Below are 18,200 nucleotides of genomic sequence, written 5' to 3' on the forward strand. Positions count from 1 at the left end.
TTCAGCCCCTCTCTCTCACTGCAACGGAACGGATTTTACGTTCCACATGCCACTGCGTGTATTTGGTCGCCAGAAGCGCCAGATCATGTGCGATGGCTGGAGGGGCAAGGTCTGCTTCCTCCCAGTTACCTTTGGTTAGTTGAGCCCCCAGTTTAATCACTTCGCTACCCGGATTGAAAGCATTAGGGCTGAGACAATCTTCGCAGACGACGCCGCCAGATTCGACGCTAAAAAACGGTTCCGTAATCATGTTTGAACAAACCGCGCAAACTGTCCAACTAGGTGACCAACCTGCAATCGTCATCAGTCGTAACAGATATGAGGCAACCACCAGATCGGGGGCGTGCCGCCGTCTGGAGAGAGCATTCAATGCCCCCACTAGGAGCTCATAGATGCGCGGATTTGGTTCATCATCTTCCGCCACCTTTTCAGTGGTTTCCACCATTACCGCGCCCGCCGTGTAGAGATCATAATCGCGGGTAATAAGCTGATGATACGGGTAAATCACGCTGACTTGCGTTACTGTGTCTAGGCTCCGTCCCTCATAACACTGCAGATCAACCACGCTGAATGGTTCCAGCCGTGAGCCAAAGCGCGAACTGGTCCGTCGCACTCCTTTCGCGACGGCACGAATTACGCCTTTCTCTGGACTGAGCATAGTAATAATCCGGTCTGCTTCGCCAATCGGATGGGTCCGCAGGACAACCGCATGCGCACGATAGAGCCGCATGAGAGCTCCTAGAAGCCTAAGCGACCCAGCATTTTCGGGTCGCGCTGCCAGTCTTTTGCGGTGCGCACATGCATGTCAAGGAAGACTCGGCGTCCCAGCAGTTCTGAAATCTGCTTGCGGGCTGCTTCCCCGACGCTTCGCAGACGCTTGCCTCCAGCCCCAATAATGATGCCTTTTTGACTATCACGTTCCACGAAAAGGTTCACATGAATATCAACCATCACGGGTTCTTTCCCTGCCCGCTGCGCAGCATTATGGGGTTCGCGTTCAATGATTTCTTCGACCTGCACAGCGAGAGAGTGCGGTAGTTCCTCACGCACGCCTTCCAGGGCGGCTTCACGGATCAGCTCCGCAATCATGACGCGCTCTGGCTCGTCAGTGATTTCGTTTTCCGGGTAGAGCGGCGGAGACACCGGCAGATGCGACATGACGATGTCTGCTAGCCTGTCGACCTGATGTCCGGTCAGGCCAGAAACCGGCACAATCTCAGCCCAATCACCCAGCTGGTCAATATCCAGCAGATGCTTCATCAGTCTTTCAGGGGAGACTTTATCCGTTTTGGTAGCAATCGCAATGACGGGAGCGCGTGCCTCTTTCAGCTCGGCCGCAATGTATTCATCGCCCGGGCCAATCTTTTGGTCTGATGGCAAGCAGAACATGATGACATCCACGTCCGCTAGGTTCTCTCTCACCATATCGTTCAGACGCTTACCGAGGAGGGTGCGGGGGCGATGGTATCCGGGAGTATCAACTAGCACGATTTGGCCTTGCGGACGGTGAACAATACCGCGCACCGCATGTCTGGTTGTCTCTGGACGGTCAGACATGATCGCGATCTTTTGCCCCACCATGGCGTTAGTGAGGGTGGATTTTCCCACATTGGGTCGTCCCACAATGCAGGCGAAACCGGCCCGATAATTCTCTGGGACGTCGCTACGGATGAGACCGGAAAGGCTCTCAGAGTGGTTTTCTTCGGTCATTAAATATATCTCCTCGTCATTGGTTGACAGTGCCCCGACCTAGCGGGCACCTGTTCACAGCCTACTCTGATTCGGCAGGCAATGCGCGGACATGATAGTACGCGACTTGTTTTCTGCGTCCCATGGCTTCTTGGGCGATAAACTCTAGGTTCTTCACCACGACCTTCGCACCAGGCAAAGGCACCTTGTTCAAAACTTTTGCGACCAGGCCGCCGACTGAGTCGACGTCCTCGTCCTCGAGCTCAATCTCGAAAATCTCCCCCAGGTCGTCAATCGGATAACGGGAAGGGACCTGCCAGACGCCCTCGGCTACCTGGGCGGGCTCTTCCTCAATCTCACGATCATGTTCGTCAGTGAGCTCCCCCACCACCTCTTCAAGGAGGTCTTCCAAAGTCACCAAGCCCGCAATCCCGCCCCATTCATCCACCAAGATGGCCATATGGAAAGAATCTCGCTGCATGAGACGAAGCACGTCATCGGCATATAGGATTTCAGGCAGGAAATGGGCCTGACGCATCACCTTCGTGACCGGGAGGGTAGCGGTTTCTGGATGCGCCATCAGGTTCCGGGTAACGTCCTTGAAATAGACTAGGCCCCGAATATCATCTGAATCCTCACCGATCACCGGCAAGCGGGAGAAACCAGAGCGGACAAAAAGCTTCATGGCGTCACGAAGATTAGCCGTTGCATCAATCACAATCATGTCGGGACGCGGTAACATTACCTCCCGTACCAAGGTTTGCCCCAGCTCAAAAACAGAGCGAAGCATCTTCCGGTCTTCATCTTCAAACAGTTCAGCTTCGCCGACCTGATCGACCATTTCACGCAGGTCATCAGCCATCTCACGGCGAGCTTCCGCTTCTGTCTGAGTTGAAGCAGGACGCAGGCGTCGCAGTGAACGGGTCACCGGTTCAAATAGACTATTCAGCTTCACCGCGAAAGCAGTCAGTGAACGCAAGAACAGCATGACGCCGCCCGGCCACCGGTAGGAGAACTGCCGCGGCACAACAGAAACCGCAACCGAAAGCAACAGCCAGTTACCCAGCAGCGCAATCAGAGCAATCAGCCACCAGACCCAGCCGCTTTGCACCAGTACTAGGGTCAAGAACACGGTTGCCACAGACTGCATAGCTAAACGAAGCGAACGCACCGACCGGTCGGTGCGGGCGCGATCAGAAACCTGCGCCAGAACCAGCTTAGCTCCTTCACGTTCATCGTCCACCAAGTCCTCAGCACTGGCTTTAGACAAATGCTCCAAGGCGGTTTCCACAGCATTTAACAGGCCTGCCACTAAGAAGGCAAGCAGGGAAACAACGGTCAGAATGATGACCGGGATATTCTGTTCAGAAGCAACCGGGGCAGCCTGTAAAAGCAAAGGCAAAACAGTCATTAACTGTTCCTTGAAGCTAAGAACTCAAGCAACAGACGACGCTGCAGACCAAACATCTCTTTCTGTTCCTCCGGTTCCGCATGATCATAACCCAGTAAATGCAAAATCCCATGAACCGTTAGCAGGAGCATTTCTTCGACCGCAGCGTGGCCAGCCTCCAAGGCTTGCTGCCGAGCAACCTGCGGGCAAATCACCAAGTCCCCCAAAATACCTTCAGAAACTGGAGCAGCTTGCGTGCCGGGACGTAGTTCATCCATCGGGAAGCTCATCACGTCGGTCGGGCCGGGCAAGTCAAGCCAACGAATATGCAGCTCTTCCATCGGGTCAGGATCAATAAACATGATAGACAGTTCCACCTGGCTGGAAACATGCATCTGATCTAGCACGTAGCGGGCACACTCAACGAACTCAGTCTCGTCGATCTGCTCCTCAGTCTCATTCGACACTTCAATGCTCATCAGTTTCTTCTCCTTCGTGAGCTCCGATTGGCGGAATGCTCTTGATTGTATCCGCGGGCCGCATCCCAGCGCTCATAGGCGTCAATGATTTTGGAGACCAGCTCATGCCTGACCACATCTTGGCTGGTCAGGTGGACAAACTCAACATCCTCGACCCCCTGCAAAATACCTTCGATTACACGCAAACCTGACTGTACGCCGCCGGGTAAATCAACCTGGGACACGTCACCAGTCACCACCGCAGTGGAGTTAAAGCCCAGGCGGGTGAGGAACATCTTCATCTGCTGCGGGGTCGTATTTTGAGCTTCATCCAAGATAATGAAAGCATCATTGAGGGTGCGTCCACGCATGTACGCCAAAGGCGCCACTTCAATCGTGCCCGCCGCCATCAGTTTCGGGAGCGCCTCTTCATCCAGCATGTCATGAAGAGCGTCGTAGAGGGGACGCAGATACGGGTCAATCTTGTCCGTCAAAGTACCTGGGAGGAAGCCCAAAGACTCCCCTGCTTCCACAGCGGGACGGGTCAAAACAATCCGCCTAACCGAACCCGACAAGAGGGCGCGAACAGCTTTCGCCATGGCCAAATAGGTTTTACCGGTACCGGCTGGCCCAATGCCGAAAACCACAGTGTTGTCGTCAATAGCATCCACATAGCGTTTTTGGCCATCAGATTTTGGGCGAATCTTTTTGCCCCGGACACTGAGCACATCCAGGTCGGTAGCTTGAGCTGCAGTACTGGCCGCCGCCCTAGTGAGCAAAGAAACCGCATGGGAAACCGACTGGGCATCTAGTGGCGAACCCGTCGCCGCAACCGCGATCAGCTCCTCAATCAGGTCGACAACCATTTCCACTTGATGGACCGGTCCAGAGATTGAAATCTCGCCGCCGCGGGTTACGATCCTCAGCTGCGGGAAGCCGCGTTCGATGACCCGCATGACATTATCATTGACCCCATACACTAGGACCGGATCAACCTGCTGCGGAATCGTCAGATTCCTGGTCGATAGTAGCGATGTGGTTACTGGGGTTGAGTCCAGCTCAACCGAATCATTGTCGTTCATTCAATCTTTCTTAAATACCGTGGGTGTTGCGATCAGTTACCCCTGCCTCTAGTTTAACGTGTCCTGGAGTCCGATGGGGCTCAGCGACGGAAGTCGCCCTGCCGACTGAGGATTAATCCCACAGGCCGAGCTGCTGGGTAATCACCGAGAGCGCAACCACGCCGGCGGTACCAGAACGCAAGACGGTCGGCCCCAAACGCACGGCGATTGCACCAGCTTGAGTCAGTTCCTCATATTCGGCCGGGCTAATCCCGCCCTCGGGGCCAACCAGAATCCAGATTTCACCGGCCTGTGAAAGCTCACGCAAATGGCTACTAAAGCGTGCCTCATCAGCCTCATGCAAAAGCCAGACTTGACCGCCGCGACTAGACGCCTCGGCAACCAGTTTCGCCAGTTGCTTCGTGGTAGCTACCGACTGAACGGCAGGTACCTGGGCGCGCCGCGACTGCTTGGCGGCCGCCCTCACTGCGTCTTGCCATTTGCTAACGCCCTTTTCTGCTTTCGGCCCTAGCCAGCGCACAATGCTACGGTCTGACTGCCAGGGCACTACCTGATTGACCCCAATTTCGGTGGCCTGAGCAATAGCTGACTCATCCCTTCCGCCTTTCGCTAAGGCTTGCACTAGGACGAGGGCGGGCTCAGTAACATCTCGACTGGCTGGACCAGTAATCTGCACGGTAACAGTCTTAGAGTCCACCGATTTCACTTCGGCGGGAGCTCTCCAGCCCTGCCCATCGACCAGATCAAGGGCCTCCCCCGCCTGCAGCCGCATTACCTGAATATGCTTCGCTTCGCCACCGCTGACCGTGAGGGAATCCCCCTCGGCCAGTTGCTCTACCGAAGTCTCAGGATCTGCAATGAAAACCGGATTAGTCATTAGTTCCCTGTCAGCTTGTCCCGGAGCTTATCAAAAACTCCACCAGAAGAAGCCTGCTCTGAGTAGGCTTCGTCGCGTAGCTGCGCCAGCTGTTCCATCAGTTCACGCTGCTCACGGTTTAGCTTCTTCGGGATTTCCACATCTATGCGCACGTGCATATCGCCGCGACCACGCCGACGCAAATGGGTGACCCCCAAACCTTCCAAGGTGATTTCATCACCTGGCTGAGTGCCAGCTTCCACCGTGATTTCTTTCTCCCCATCCAGAGTTGAGATGGGAAGCGCAGTGCCGAGGGCGGCAGTGGTCATCGGCACCGTAATCTTCGTGAAAACATCATCACCTTGGCGGCTCAGAGTCGGATGCGGAATCTCATGGAATTCGATGTAGAGATCTCCGTTAGGACCGCCGGCCGGCCCTGCCTCGCCCTCGCCCGTCATCCGGAAACGGGTGCCGTGGTCAACGCCGGGAGGAACCTCCACGGGGATAGTGCGGCGCGCTCGCACCCGGCCATCCCCCGCACACTCAGTGCACGGGGTAGGAATGATAGTGCCATACCCGGAGCAGCGCGGACAGGAAACATTCGTCATGACTGCACCCAGCAAGGACCGCGTCATCCGCTGCACGTAACCATTGCCGTGACATTCCGGGCAGGTTTCTAGGCTGGTACCAGGCTCACAGCAGGAACCGTCACAGCGCGAACACCGCACCGCGGTGTCAAGGGAAACTTCCTTCTGCGCCCCGAAAGTTACCTCTTCCAAAGTCACATCCATGACCGTCAGAGTGTCTTGTCCCCGCCGTGCTCGCGGAACGGGACCACGCATGGACCCGCCACCGGTGGCGGCAGAGAAGAAAGTCTCAAAGAGGTCTTCGAAGCCGAAGCCTCCGCCACCGTTGCCGCTACCGCCCAAGTCGTATTGTTGACGTTTTTGCGGGTCAGAAAGCACCTCATAGGCGACGGTTACTTTCTTGAACTCCTCTTCAGATTCTGGACCTGCCACATCTGGATGCAATTTTCGCGCAAGCTTACGGTAGGCGCGCTTGATTTCTTCTGCAGAGGCCTCCTTGGAGACACCCAGAATTTCATAGTAATCAGACAAAATAATCCTTATCGTACGGTTGGTTCAAGAATCTTCGATAGATAGCTGGCCACGGTTCGCACCGCAGACATTGAACGAGCATAGTCCATCCGGGTCGGGCCAATCACACCCAGTTGCGCACGCGACTGAGCACCGCCATAAGAGGATGCAATCACCGCCACCTCGCGAAGCGCCTCATGATGGTTCTCCGACCCGATAGTGACATGGATACCTTCCGGCGCATGCTGCGACTCCTCAAAGAGACGCAAAAGCGCAACTTGCTCTTCCAGGGCTTCAATAATCGGGCTCAGCTCCCCCCGAAAATCCGGACCGGAACGGGCCAGGTGAGACATTCCCGAAACTACCAGTTTCTGCGTATAAACCGGTTGCAGGGTTTGCGCCAGGGCGTCAATAATTGCGGAGACCACACCCACCTGCTCCGTCGGGGTTGCCCGCACCAAATCCTCCAAAGAGGCGGCGAAAGCACCAGATTCCAAACCCACACACAAAGCGTTGAGTTTAATCCGGAGCGTCTCCAGCACGTAGCTATCGAAGGGCTCAGCAATATCAATCGTGTGCTGCTCCACCATGCCAGAATCGGCGATCACCACAATCAGGATACGCATGGGAGAAAGCGGCACCAACTCAATATGCCGCAAGGTCGCGCGAGCCACCGAAGGTACCTGCGCCACCGCAGTATGGTGAGTAATCTGCGACAGCAACTGCACGGACCGACGCATCACGTCCCCCACACTGAGCGGCTCAGTGAGGAAGGTTTGAATCGCATTGCGTTGCGCCTCACTGAGCGGCTGCAAGGTCGCAATATGGTTCACGAACTCCCGGTAGCCTTTCTCCGTGGGGACACGCCCCGCTGAAGTATGCGGCTGATAGATATAACCCTCTTTTTCCAGATCAGCCATATCATTTCGCACAGTGGCAGGCGAAACCCCTAAACGGTGTTTTTCTACTAGGGCTTTCGACCCGACCGGCTCATGCGTGGCAATATAGTCCGCGACCAGTGCGCACAGCACGTTATGGCGTCTCGGCGCTAACGCTTTTCCTTCAGCCATCACACACCTCCTGCGAGTCGTCTGGGGAACTCTAGAGTCACTATTCCTCTCATAAACTTAGCACTCTCACCCCCAGAGTGCTTGCTGTGTAATCCTCAAGTGAACACGGCGGGAATCAGGTCACATTTGCCCAGCCCCGACGCCCTCGTCCCCCCTCGGCACGCCGAGGATGAACCTCGCCTCATCGACGCCAACACATTAGCCTTATACGCATGGACAGATACGGAAAAGATGTGCTGGCCAGCAACCCGCATGTGCATGGGGAATTTGCTACCGAGAAGCGATCTCGCCCCATCCCCGTGACACGTGGAATGGTCCTAGAAGAAGTCGAGACAGGCTGGTGCGGCGCCGCTATTCGAGTGGAAAAATCCGGCGGAATGCAGATTGTTTCTCTGGAGGACCGCCGTGGCCGGGTACGTTCCTTTGAACTGGGTCCAGGTTTCCTCTTGGAGGGCGAACCCGTGATTTTGCTGCCTCCGCAGCGCCAAGCCAAACCCCCGCAGAAAGTTAATGCGGCAGGCAACAAACGCACAAACTCAGGTTCCGTCGCCGTCCCACTCGGGCCAGCTAAAGTGGCTCGTCCCTCCAGGATCTGGGTAGAGGGCCGCCACGATGCAGAGCTGGTTGAGCATGTCTGGGGTGATGACCTTCGGGTCGAGGGCGTAGTCGTGGAACTACTGGACGGCGCCGATAATTTGGCGGATATTTTAGAAAAGTTCCAACCCAACGCCCAGCAACGCGCCGGAATTCTTCTTGATCATCTCGTTTCCGGTTCAAAAGAAACCAAAATCGCGCAAGACATTATGCGCCGGTGGGGTGAGGATGCTGTCATGATTAGCGGTCACCCCTATATTGATGTTTGGCACGCGATTAAGCCCAGCCGGCTGGGGTTAAGCGCATGGCCGCAGATTCCCCGGGGCACCGATTTCAAGGTCGGTACGCTGGCTGCTCTAGGCTGGCCTCACGAGGACTACTCTGATGTGGCCCACGCCTGGCAGCGAATGCTACGGCAGGTGCGTGATTTTTGGGATTTGGAGCCGGCCTTCCTAGGGCGCGTTGAAGAACTCATCGATTTTGTTGCCCCACCCCCGCAAGATACTTGATTTTTAGGTAATCCCAGCTAACTTTCTGGAGGAAATCATCATGATGTTTCAGTTCTCTATCGCACCCACAATGACCCCTAATGTGGAGGCGGAAATGGCCGAAATTATTGCTGACGCTGTTGCGGTCATTCGCGCCTCTGGCCTGCCGAATGAAACTAACGCTATGTCCACCACCATTGAGGGCGAATGGGATGAATGTATGGCGGTAATCAAGGAGGCCTGCGAAGCGGTCGCTAAGCATTCACCGCGCGTCAGCCTGTTCTTGAAGGCTGATATTCGCGAAGGCATGACCAATGGTTTAGAAACCAAGATGGTTGCCTTGGAGGCAGCCCTGAAAGCAAAAGGCTAAACGCCAAGCCACCTAGAGGCGGGCGCTGAAGTCCTCCCAGTCCCGGTCAGCTTGCGGCGTCCAAGCCACTTCAGCAATCGCCGCCAGGCGCGGGTACATCAGATAGAAAGCGTCATCTAGGCCGCGTACCGTCTCACCCCAAAGGGGAGCTTCTACGCCCTGCAGGTGGGCTTGAACTGCTGGTGGGAAATCCTCATCGGGATTCCAGTTGTAGCTAGTTTCGGTTGGCAAACCTTCCGGACAGGCCCAGGTAAGCCCGCGCGGATCATCTAGGCTCAGTTTTTGATCTAGGTAGGCGTGGTGAGCATTGGAGTTAATCAGACTACAACCGGTTTCGAGGACGCGCTGATTCAGTTTCTCGAGCAGTTCCTCCCCGTACTGAGTGGTCCAGAACTGTACGGTATCGCTGGGACCAAGATCCATCAATGCTCCCTCTTCCCAGAGGATTACCTGACTGAAACCAGTTTCTCGAGCAATCTGCAAAACCCGATTCATGGCCTTCAGGTAGCCTTCCATCCCTAGTTTTACAATCATGTGCATCGCTTCATCTCCGCCTAAATGCAAGGGAGTGTCCCCCACTAGGCGATACATTTGGCGGAACAGATGGCGGGCGAAGGCCCAGGTAGCTTCGTTGTTGAAATCAAGGTAGGAGTGCCCCACCTGCCAGCTAGTCCAAGCAGGAACAGTACTCTCCCCTACCTCATTCACCTGCGCTTGGACGGAGGCGCCGGCGGTTGCCAGCTGCGGTAGAGCATGCATGACAACATGGTTATGCCCGGGGAACTCAACCTCTGGGATGATTTCAATATGGCGCCGACGCGCATAATCACGCAGCTCCAAGAACTCTGCTTGCGTATAGTAGCCGGTGTGCCCCTGCGCTACCCCGCTAAAGTCGTTATGGTAGTCAACCACCACCCCTAGAGCCTCTTCAGGCTTATCAAATCCGGGGTCCTCTCCGGACTGGCAGGCGGTCGTACTGCCAATCCTGTGCAAAGCCGTGTAGTCGGTGTCGTCTCCGTCTTCACGTCCTTCATTGGTGATTTCAATCCGCCAGCCCTGGTCGTCGATAATGTGCAGGTGCAAAATATTGAGTTTGTGGGCGGCTCCCGCGTCGATAATGTCACGAATTTGCGCGACCGTTAAAAAGCTACGGGCCACGTCCACCATCTGACCGCGGTAGGAATAGCGCGGCTGATCAATAACCTTGAGCAAAGGAATTTCTGCCCGGTATTGCAACGCCAGCTGTAGCAAGCTAATCACTGCATAGAAGGCCCCGGCGGCGTCACCGGCTACAACCTGCACCGAGTCCGGAGTGATTTCCAGCCGGTAGGCTTCTGCTGGCAGAGAGCCATCTGTTGAGGTGTTAACCGTGGTTTCACGTTCGGGAATGCAGAATAAGGGAATAACCTCTAAGGCTGAGAGAACTTCAGCGGCGTATTCTCCCTCGGGAACTAGCGTGCCAAGGCTCAAAGTAGCGCCCTCGTCCATAATCTCAAAATGCGCGGGCTTGGGCACTAAACCGCGATGGTTAATCACTGAAAAATAAGGAACCGCACTGTCACTCATCTTTCCATTATGGCACAAGGCTGCAGGTTCTTCGCGGGCTCAGATAACGCCGGGTTAAAGCAGCTGACCGGTCACGTAGTCGGCCATCAAACGCCCTCGTAGAGTTAAAACCAGCCGCCCCACCCTGACTGCTTTCGCATCCAAGAAGCCAGCTTCCACCAGCTCTTGTACTCGCTGATTCAGAGCTACCCCATCCTCGGTTCGTTCCGGAAGCGAAGCCAGCAAAAGACCTTCCCGAGTGCGAATCGCTAGCATCACCTGCTCCAGGTGGCGTGCGTCGGCGTCAATAACTTCCGAACCCGCACTGGGAGAGATCCCGCCTTCCACTCTTTGCGCGTAGGCTGCCGGATGTTTCAGATTCCACCAGCGGGTGCCGCGCATGTGCCCGTGCGCTCCGGGCCCGAAACCCCACCAGTCGTGATCACGCCAGTAGGCTAGATTGTGTTGGGAAGCATGCCGGAAAAGTCCCTGCCCTGGGTCGTCGCCGTTTTCAATCCGTGCCCAGTTGGAGATTTCATACCATCCGTATCCGGCCTCCGTTAAAAGCTGATTAACCATCTCATATTTGGTGGCCTGATCGTCGTCGCTGGGATTCGGTAGCTCTCCGCGTTTGACCTGCGCATGCATTTTAGTTCCCGGCTCAATGATCAGAGAGTAGGCGCTGATATGGTCGGGCTGATAAGTGATTGCCGCCTTGACGCTGGCTTCCCAGTCGGCAAGACTCTCCCCTGGGGTGCCGTAGATGAGGTCCACGGATACGTCTAGTCCGGCTTCACGCGCCCATTCCACGACCTGCGGGACCCGGGCGGGGTCATGGCTCCGATCTAGGGTTTTCAGCACGCTGGGCACTACCGATTGCATGCCGAAAGAAACCCGGGTGAAACCCGCCTCAGCTAGGCTGTGCAGGTAGGTTTCGTCGACCGAGTCGGGGTTTGCTTCAGTCGTTACTTCCGCCCCGGCTTCCAGCCCGTAGTTTTCTTTCAAGGTGCCGAGGACGTGGCCGAGGGCGCTGGCCAACAGTAGGGTTGGGGTGCCGCCACCAAAGAAAACGCTACGCAGTTTCCGATCCGGATAGCTGCTGCGCTGCAGAACCTGACGAGACCAGATGATTTCCTGCTGCAATGTCTGCGCGTAGGTGGCTCGGTCTGCGCCCGGCCCGAACTGTGCAGTGTAGGTGTTGAAATCGCAGTAGCCGCAACGAATCGTACAAAACGGCACATGCAGGTAGGCGCTGAGCGGGGGTAGCTCCTGCCCCGGGGCGGGGGCGGGCAGGCGCCCATCTGGCGGGAGGGGCAGACCAGCCGGTTGAGCTGGGCTCATGGCAACCTGATAGCGGTCAGGTCGCGGACGCGTCTTCCTGCGTCCAGTCCGCGCTGTTCAAAGCGGGTCATGACGCGGCCGGAGAAACGCGGAGCGAATCCGCCCAGGTCCCCTTCCGGGTCGAGCGGGTCGGGGCGCTCACCTTCATGCGGATTAGCGCAAAGCGTCATCGAGTTGACCACGTCTCGCATATGCCAAGCGTAGTCATCCCAGTCGGTCGCTAGCCGCCAGACGCCTCCTTCAACCAGTCGGCTGGCCACGGTTTGGGCAAACTTGGGTTGCACTAGGCGGCGTTTGTGGTGCCGGGATTTGCGCCACGGGTCAGGGAAAAAAGTCCAGACTTCCGCTAGGCTGCCTTCCCCAATTAGATAGTCGAAAACCTGCACTGCATCGGCTTCAATCAGACGCAGATTGGTGACGTTTTCCTCTACTGCCTTCGAGATGGTTTTCGCAATGCCGGGACGCCAAACTTCCAGGCCGATAAAGTCACGTTCGGGCCAGCGGGCAGCGGCCGCGACAATCTGGTCACCGGACCCACAACCGATCTCCACGGTGACAGGAGCGGTCCTCCCGAAAAGATCCGTGTAGTCAAGGCTGGGGCCTTCCTGCACGGAGGTGTGCCCAACCGCACGCTCCACATCCACCATATATTGCGCGGAGTGAGTTTCCCAAGTGTTCTCAAGGGATTTAGCCATGCGGGTGCCACGGCGCACGAAGGATTTAGTGCGGGAGCGGTAGCGCCCGTCAGGCAGGGTTTCCGGTTTTGCGCCAGGCAGGTCAACATCTGAAACAACGCCTTGGGAGCGTGCTCCGCGTTTACTCATGCCTTTTCCTTTCCGGTGGGAGCATCGGAGGTAAGTGCCGCAATGAAGGCCTCTTGCGGCACGTCAACCCGACCGATTGCCTTCATCCGTTTCTTACCTTCCTTCTGCTTTTCAAGTAGCTTGCGTTTACGGCTGATGTCGCCGCCGTAGCATTTCGCCAGCATGTCTTTACGCAGAGCACGGATGGTTTCGCGGGCGATAATGCGTGAGCCAATCGCTGCCTGGATTGGCACTTCAAACTGCTGCCTGGGGATGAGCTCTTTCAAACGGGAGCACATGCGCAGGCCATAAGCGTACGCGGCATCCTTATGCACAATCGCGCTGAAAGCGTCGACGCCTTCACCGTTGAGCAGGATATCCACCTTAACTAGGTCAGCGCTTTGCTCGCCCTCGGGCTCGTAATCCATAGAGGCGTAGCCTCGGGTCTTGGATTTGAGCTGGTCGAAGAAGTCAAAAACGATTTCGGCCAGCGGCAGGGTGTACTGCATCTCCACCCGATCGGTTGTAATATAGTCCATGCCCAGCATGTTTCCGCGCCGCTCTTGGCATAGCTCCATGACTTGGCCGACGTATTCCGAGGGCGTCAAAATGGTGCAGTGAACCATCGGTTCGCGGATTTCTTTGACCTTGCCGGAGGGGAACTCTGACGGGTTCGTAACCGTGACTTCACTGCGGTCTTCCATGGTGACCTGGTAGATTACCGAGGGTGCCGTAGCAATCAGATCAAGGTTGAATTCGCGCTCTAGGCGTTCTCTCACAATTTCTAGGTGAAGCAAACCGAGGAAGCCGCAACGGAAACCAAAGCCCAGCGCGGCGGAAGTCTCCGGCTCATAGGTCAAAGCGGCATCGTTGAGCTTTAGCTTGTCTAGGGCTTCGCGCAGGACCGGGAAATCAGAGCCATCAATCGGATAGATTCCAGAGAACACCATGGGCTTCGGATCTTGATATCCTGCAAGCGCTTCGGTGGCTGGCTTCATCGCCGAAGTGACGGTATCGCCTACCTTTGACTGGCGAACATCTTTCACGCCGGTAATCAGGTAGCCTACTTCACCTACGCCTAAGCCCTGAGAAGGCTTGGGTTCGGGTGAGCTGACCCCGATTTCGAGGAGCTCATGCACCGCTTCAGTGGAGAGCATTTCAATGCGTTCACGCGGCTTCAACATGCCGTCAACTACACGCACATAGGTGACAACACCGCGGTAGGTGTCATAGACCGAGTCAAAAATCATGGCTCGCGCGGGAGCATCCGGATCTCCCACCGGGGAGGGTATCTCCCGCACTAGGCGGTCCAGCAACTCCGGCACGCCCTCGCCGGTTTTTCCGGAAACCCGCAAGCAGTCATCCGGTTCTCCCCCAATCAAGCTGGCGACTTCTTCCGCATACTTTTCGGGCTGCGCGGCCGGCAAGTCGATCTTGTTGAGGACCGGGATAATCACCATGTCGTTTTCCATGGCCATGTAGAGGTTCGCTAGGGTCTGGGCCTCAATTCCTTGAGCTGCATCCACCAGCAGTAGAGCACCTTCACAGGCGGCCAGCGAGCGGGAAACCTCATAGGAGAAATCGACGTGTCCGGGGGTGTCGATCATGTTGAGCGCATAGGCTTTCCCGTCCACTTCCCAAGGCATTCGAACAGCCTGGGATTTAATGGTGATGCCGCGTTCGCGTTCAATGTCCATCCGGTCCAGGTACTGGGCGCGCATATCGCGGGCCTGCACCACACCGGTTGCCTGCAGCATTCGGTCAGCAAGCGTGGATTTACCGTGATCAATATGGGCGATAATTGAGAAATTGCGGATTAGCTCCGGCGGCGTAGCTGCCGGCTGAATACTTTGGAGCATTTTGTCGCTGGGGATAGGTGCCAACGTAACCTCTTCTCAAATTGTGACTGTCATTGAACAGGATTCGTCATATTATCTCATGTTCCCCGCCTGCTTGCGCCTTACGCGTCGCTTCGAGGCTAGTTTTGGGGCTGGTTGTGCCCAAGTCCATATTGTTTATTGGGGTTTGACAGCTTTAGACATAAAAACTGCCTCGCCGCAAGGAGAGATTCCCCGCGGCGAGGCAGTTTTGAGGAGAAAACTATCAGACGACTAGGTCGTCAGCGTCTAGTTCAGCTTCATGCTCCAGCTTGACGCCGGCTTCGAGACGACCAGCAGCGATCTTGTTTACAATCATGGCAATAGCGCCATCACCGGTCACATTGGTTGCGGTACCGACGGAGTCCAGTGCAATGTAGGTGGCGAACATGAGACCGACCTGCACATCGTTGAAGCCCAGCATAGTGGTGAGCAGTCCAGCTGCGGCGGCGATAGCACCACCGGGAACACCCGGAGCCGCAATCATGAAAACACCCAGCATCAGGATGAAACCAATGTAGCCAGACAAGGACATGTCACTGCCGGTAATCCACAGGATTGCCATTGAGAAGCCGGTAATCTTAATCATCGAACCGGAGAGGTGAATGGTGGCACACAAAGGCACCACGAAGGAGGCAATGGAGTCACTAACGCGGTTGCGCTTCACACAGCCGAGGGTGACTGGGATGGTTGCCGCCGAGGATGACGTACCCAGCGCCGTGAAGTAGGCATCACGCATATTCCAGAGCGCCTTAAAGGGGTTGCGAGCGGTAAATGCGCCAGCAATTCCGTATTGTACGATTAGCATGACGAAGGTCAAGGTCATGGTCCAGACCACTACGGCCAGGAAGGTCTTAATAACAACCCACGCCTCACCGGAATAGGTCAGGTTCATGAAGATACCCATGACGTGCAGAGGTAGCAGAGGAATGATGATGGTTTCGATCATCCGAATCACAATGGTACGGAACTCGTTGAGACCGCGCGCCACCGACTGTGTTTTCACCAAAGTCACGCCGATGCCGAGCAGGAAAGCCAGCAGCAGCGCAGTCATCACGCCAAAGACTGGAGGCATTTCGATTTCAAAGTACGGGGCCAAGGCAACATCGTCAGGGTTCTTCACGGAACCCAAACCGCTACCGCTGGAGAGCATGAAGGGGAACAATGCAGAGCCTGTCAGGTAGGTAAGCAGACCCGCCGCAAATGTAGATGTGTAGGCGATACCGGCAGTGATTACTAACCACTTACCTGCGCCTTTACCCAGCTCACCGATTGCTGGTGCAACCAGTCCAACAATAATTAACGGAATTGCGAATCCTAGGAATTGCCCGAACAGCTTCGAGAACGTAACGAAAATACGTACGAACCAGTCTGGCATCACTAGGCCAAGTAGAACGCCGGCGACGATGGCTAGGAATACCCATACCACCAGCGAAATCTTTGGCATCTTCATAAGTCAGCCCTACCTTGTAGAATAAATTACCCGATGCGCTCTTCACATCGGTAATAATACTGTAATGCACATTAAAGACTTTTTAATACCATGTCACCAAATCGTGACATTACAGCATAAAGAACAGAGATGAGACTCACGCATTTCAGTTACTACTCACACTGACTTACCTCCTCGTATCTGGTAAAGTAACGGCTTGGACCTTTCTCAGGTCGGGAGAGGTCCGGTCGTTTATCTACCACGAGTGTCCCCACGCTCCAGTCCCGATAGCGACACTGCCCTCAACCGACCCTGTAAGAACGAACGCACGAAAGAGTGTGACTAGTGGCTAACATTAAGTCTCAGAAGAAACGAATCAAGACGAACGAGAAGCGCCGTCAGCGCAACCAGTCCGTCCGTTCGGAGTTGCGTACCTTGGTACGTCGTACTCGCGAAGCAATTGAAGCTGGCGATAAGGAAGCAGCAGAGTCCGCTCTGCAGGTTGCCTGCCGCAAGCTCGACAAGGCTGCGTCTAAAGGCGTGATCCACAAGAATCAGGCTGCTAACCGCAAGTCCAAGCTAGCATCCAAGGTGGCGGCTCTCTGAGCCACCCACTTTTCTAAAGCTGAGTAAAAGGCCCCGTCAATGACGGGGTCTTTTCTTGTCTTCGCTCAAACGCTATGCCATGATTACCTCATGCTATTTAACCTCTTCAAACGCCGACCTCAGGGCCCCGATTTCTCCGATATCAAATCTCTCGAGGATGCCCGCACAGCTGCTAAATCTGGCCGGCTTCGCGCCATCTTTATTGTGCCGCAGCTACTGGGAGGGGTAGAGAATCCAGCAAATGTACTCTATGTGCCAGATTCGGTCGCCGGTTTGAAGGACCGCGCCGACGATGCTGTATTTGCAGCCGCCCAAGCAGGGAAAGTAGCACGTTATGAGTGTACCCCGCAGTATGAGGGGGACTCTTTCGTGCCGGTGGCTTTACAGATTGAGGCCTTAGACTCCGCGGGGAATGCTGTTGTCTCTCACCGGATTGGCATCTGGGGCACAGGCAGGGAAGAGTAGTTAAAGACTACCGGCACGGTATCTGCAACAGCTGATGACGCATTTTTCTACCGCGTGCATGGGATCTTTGGCGGCACCTTTTACTTCCGCGTCTGCTTGTGCTACCGCTAAGATCGCTCCCGCGAGGGCATGGTCGTTCCAGTAGCGTAGTTGGGGCCGAATAAACTTAAGTGCCCAAGGGTTGAATCCTAGCTCTTGCGCACTATGAGTGTTAGCATCAACCAGTTTTGCTAGCGCAATCTGCCGGAATTTAGTGGCCAGGGCGGCCACAATCACCACCGGGTTGATGCCGCTTTCTTGCGCGTGACGCAGCGATACCAAGGCTTTACCCATTTGCCCTGCAACCACCGCATCGGCAACATCAAAACCTGTGGTTTCAACGCGTCCTTGATAATACTGCTTCACTACTGCTTCAGTGATTTCTCCAGTGGTATCAGAAAGTAACTGATCGGTAGCTGCGGCAAGTCCGCGCAGATCCTCACCCAAAGCACGCACTAGGGCGGCAGCAGCAGCGGGAGCGATGCTACGCTTGTGCCGCTTCAGATCAGCTACCACCAGATTCATTCTGGCTTCATCTGATTTAACCGCATCGCAGTGAACGACCGGGAATTTGGCGTTACCAATCAGTTTCCAAGTATTTTTCCCTCTTTGGCCGCTACCAACAATAATGGCAATGGTGACGTCCTCGGCCGGATTATGCAAATACTGCTCCAGGTCTTTAAATAGAGAATGATCTGCGACGCCAGCATTCTCGATCTTGATGAGTTTTGGCTCTGCAAACAAAGAAGGTGAAGCTAGGGTGTGAAGCTGACCAGCTGTATAGGTGGTGCCGTCTACCGTTTCAATCTCGATAGAGGATGCGCTTTTCCGGACCTGGTCACGAACCCTTTCCCAAGCACGGTCTTGGAACAGTCCTTCAGTGCCAAGGATCAACACAATTGGGGCAGGCTTTACCCGGTCCCAAGTGGTGGAACCAGGGTAAGTATTCTTCGCTTTGCTTGCTTTCGCCATAGGACAAGATTGCCATGTTCGCGGGA

Annotated in this window: 18 protein-coding genes; 4 read left to right on the plus strand and 14 right to left on the minus strand. The window is 55.5% G+C overall.

What is annotated here, in order from left to right:
• Position 1: 1 nt before the first annotated feature.
• From recO to hrcA, 8 genes are all read right to left on the minus strand, one after another.
• A complete protein-coding gene (gene recO, locus BM477_RS04945; protein WP_075361555.1) occupies positions 2-730 on the minus strand; it encodes a DNA repair protein RecO in 729 nt (242 codons plus the stop codon).
• An 8-nt stretch (positions 731-738) separates the two neighbouring features.
• Positions 739-1,710 (minus strand): GTPase Era, encoded by a 972-nt coding sequence (era, locus tag BM477_RS04950; RefSeq protein ID WP_075361556.1) that lies wholly within the window; start codon positions 1,708-1,710, stop codon positions 739-741.
• 61 nt (positions 1,711-1,771) lie between these two features.
• On the minus strand, positions 1,772-3,100 hold the full coding sequence (locus tag BM477_RS04955) for a hemolysin family protein (RefSeq protein WP_075361557.1): 1,329 nt from the start codon (positions 3,098-3,100) through the stop codon (positions 1,772-1,774).
• On the minus strand, positions 3,100-3,558 hold the full coding sequence (ybeY, locus tag BM477_RS04960) for an rRNA maturation RNase YbeY (RefSeq protein WP_075361558.1): 459 nt from the start codon (positions 3,556-3,558) through the stop codon (positions 3,100-3,102). The genes BM477_RS04955 and ybeY overlap by 1 nt, the downstream gene beginning before the upstream one ends.
• Positions 3,558-4,619, minus strand: a complete 1,062-nt coding sequence (locus BM477_RS04965; RefSeq protein WP_084543731.1) for a PhoH family protein — start codon at positions 4,617-4,619, stop codon at positions 3,558-3,560. The genes ybeY and BM477_RS04965 overlap by 1 nt, the downstream gene beginning before the upstream one ends.
• Before the next feature lie 112 nt (positions 4,620-4,731).
• Complete coding sequence (locus BM477_RS04970) at positions 4,732-5,496, minus strand: 16S rRNA (uracil(1498)-N(3))-methyltransferase (RefSeq protein WP_075361559.1); 765 nt, start codon at positions 5,494-5,496, stop codon at positions 4,732-4,734.
• The gene (dnaJ, locus tag BM477_RS04975; protein ID WP_075361560.1) at positions 5,496-6,593 is read right to left on the minus strand and encodes a molecular chaperone DnaJ; all 1,098 of its coding nucleotides are present in this window, start codon (positions 6,591-6,593) and stop codon (positions 5,496-5,498) included. Before dnaJ ends, BM477_RS04970 begins: the two co-directional genes overlap by 1 nt.
• A gap of 8 nt (positions 6,594-6,601) precedes the next feature.
• Positions 6,602-7,642 carry a heat-inducible transcriptional repressor HrcA gene (gene hrcA / locus BM477_RS04980; protein WP_075361561.1) on the minus strand — a complete coding sequence of 347 codons (1,041 nt, stop codon included), beginning with the start codon at positions 7,640-7,642 and terminating at the stop codon, positions 6,602-6,604.
• 212 nt (positions 7,643-7,854) lie between these two features.
• Between hrcA and BM477_RS04985 the strand changes: the two genes are divergently transcribed.
• The gene (locus BM477_RS04985; RefSeq protein WP_187337398.1) at positions 7,855-8,745 is read left to right on the plus strand and encodes a DUF3097 domain-containing protein; all 891 of its coding nucleotides are present in this window, start codon (positions 7,855-7,857) and stop codon (positions 8,743-8,745) included.
• Between the two features lie 40 nt (positions 8,746-8,785).
• On the plus strand, positions 8,786-9,094 hold the full coding sequence (locus tag BM477_RS04990) for a thiamine-binding protein (protein ID WP_075361563.1): 309 nt from the start codon (positions 8,786-8,788) through the stop codon (positions 9,092-9,094).
• 12 nt (positions 9,095-9,106) lie between these two features.
• On the opposite strand, the gene BM477_RS04995 is transcribed toward BM477_RS04990, so the two are convergent.
• The 5 genes from BM477_RS04995 to BM477_RS05015 all read right to left on the minus strand — a co-directional run bounded on the left by BM477_RS04995 (position 9,107) and on the right by BM477_RS05015 (position 16,113).
• The gene (locus BM477_RS04995; RefSeq protein WP_075361564.1) at positions 9,107-10,660 is read right to left on the minus strand and encodes a family 20 glycosylhydrolase; all 1,554 of its coding nucleotides are present in this window, start codon (positions 10,658-10,660) and stop codon (positions 9,107-9,109) included.
• A 54-nt stretch (positions 10,661-10,714) separates the two neighbouring features.
• A complete protein-coding gene (hemW, locus tag BM477_RS05000) occupies positions 10,715-11,980 on the minus strand; it encodes a radical SAM family heme chaperone HemW (RefSeq protein WP_075361565.1) in 1,266 nt (421 codons plus the stop codon).
• Positions 11,977-12,804 carry a tRNA (guanosine(46)-N7)-methyltransferase TrmB gene (gene trmB, locus BM477_RS05005; protein WP_075361566.1) on the minus strand — a complete coding sequence of 276 codons (828 nt, stop codon included), beginning with the start codon at positions 12,802-12,804 and terminating at the stop codon, positions 11,977-11,979. The genes hemW and trmB overlap by 4 nt, the downstream gene beginning before the upstream one ends.
• Complete coding sequence (gene lepA, locus BM477_RS05010) at positions 12,801-14,642, minus strand: translation elongation factor 4 (RefSeq protein ID WP_169823242.1); 1,842 nt, start codon at positions 14,640-14,642, stop codon at positions 12,801-12,803. The genes trmB and lepA overlap by 4 nt, the downstream gene beginning before the upstream one ends.
• A gap of 244 nt (positions 14,643-14,886) precedes the next feature.
• Positions 14,887-16,113, minus strand: coding sequence for a dicarboxylate/amino acid:cation symporter (locus tag BM477_RS05015; RefSeq protein WP_075361568.1), 1,227 nt, complete (start codon positions 16,111-16,113; stop codon positions 14,887-14,889).
• A 324-nt stretch (positions 16,114-16,437) separates the two neighbouring features.
• Here BM477_RS05015 and rpsT point away from each other — a divergent pair, with 324 nt between their 5' ends.
• Together rpsT and BM477_RS05025 are read left to right on the plus strand one after the other, a co-directional pair.
• Entirely contained in the window at positions 16,438-16,698 is a 261-nt protein-coding gene (gene rpsT / locus BM477_RS05020) for a 30S ribosomal protein S20 (protein WP_075361569.1), read from the plus strand.
• Between the two features lie 39 nt (positions 16,699-16,737).
• Positions 16,738-17,163: a hypothetical protein gene (locus tag BM477_RS05025; RefSeq protein WP_143230211.1), complete on the plus strand. Its 426-nt coding sequence runs from the start codon at positions 16,738-16,740 to the stop codon at positions 17,161-17,163.
• On the opposite strand, the gene holA is transcribed toward BM477_RS05025, so the two are convergent.
• A complete protein-coding gene (holA, locus tag BM477_RS05030) occupies positions 17,164-18,174 on the minus strand; it encodes a DNA polymerase III subunit delta (RefSeq protein ID WP_075361571.1) in 1,011 nt (336 codons plus the stop codon).
• Positions 18,175-18,200: the final 26 nt, after the last annotated feature.

This window comes from Boudabousia marimammalium, from assembly GCF_001936115.1.
Lineage (GTDB): Bacteria > Actinomycetota > Actinomycetes > Actinomycetales > Actinomycetaceae > Boudabousia > Boudabousia marimammalium.

Coding starts and splice junctions, on each gene's coding strand:
- era (WP_075361556.1), bottom strand. CDS start 1,710: ATGACCGAAGAAAACCACTCTGAGAGCCTTTCCGGTCTCATCCGTAGC.
- hrcA (WP_075361561.1), bottom strand. CDS start 7,642: ATGGCTGAAGGAAAAGCGTTAGCGCCGAGACGCCATAACGTGCTGTGC.
- BM477_RS04990 (WP_075361563.1), top strand. CDS start 8,786: ATGATGTTTCAGTTCTCTATCGCACCCACAATGACCCCTAATGTGGAG.
- BM477_RS05015 (WP_075361568.1), bottom strand. CDS start 16,113: ATGAAGATGCCAAAGATTTCGCTGGTGGTATGGGTATTCCTAGCCATC.
- hemW (WP_075361565.1), bottom strand. CDS start 11,980: ATGAGCCCAGCTCAACCGGCTGGTCTGCCCCTCCCGCCAGATGGGCGC.
- holA (WP_075361571.1), bottom strand. CDS start 18,174: ATGGCGAAAGCAAGCAAAGCGAAGAATACTTACCCTGGTTCCACCACT.
- ybeY (WP_075361558.1), bottom strand. CDS start 3,558: ATGAGCATTGAAGTGTCGAATGAGACTGAGGAGCAGATCGACGAGACT.
- trmB (WP_075361566.1), bottom strand. CDS start 12,804: ATGAGTAAACGCGGAGCACGCTCCCAAGGCGTTGTTTCAGATGTTGAC.
- lepA (WP_169823242.1), bottom strand. CDS start 14,642: ATGCTCCAAAGTATTCAGCCGGCAGCTACGCCGCCGGAGCTAATCCGC.
- BM477_RS04970 (WP_075361559.1), bottom strand. CDS start 5,496: ATGACTAATCCGGTTTTCATTGCAGATCCTGAGACTTCGGTAGAGCAA.
- BM477_RS04965 (WP_084543731.1), bottom strand. CDS start 4,619: ATGAACGACAATGATTCGGTTGAGCTGGACTCAACCCCAGTAACCACA.
- BM477_RS04995 (WP_075361564.1), bottom strand. CDS start 10,660: ATGAGTGACAGTGCGGTTCCTTATTTTTCAGTGATTAACCATCGCGGT.
- BM477_RS04955 (WP_075361557.1), bottom strand. CDS start 3,100: ATGACTGTTTTGCCTTTGCTTTTACAGGCTGCCCCGGTTGCTTCTGAA.
- BM477_RS04985 (WP_187337398.1), top strand. CDS start 7,855: ATGGACAGATACGGAAAAGATGTGCTGGCCAGCAACCCGCATGTGCAT.
- recO (WP_075361555.1), bottom strand. CDS start 730: ATGCGGCTCTATCGTGCGCATGCGGTTGTCCTGCGGACCCATCCGATT.
- BM477_RS05025 (WP_143230211.1), top strand. CDS start 16,738: ATGACGGGGTCTTTTCTTGTCTTCGCTCAAACGCTATGCCATGATTAC.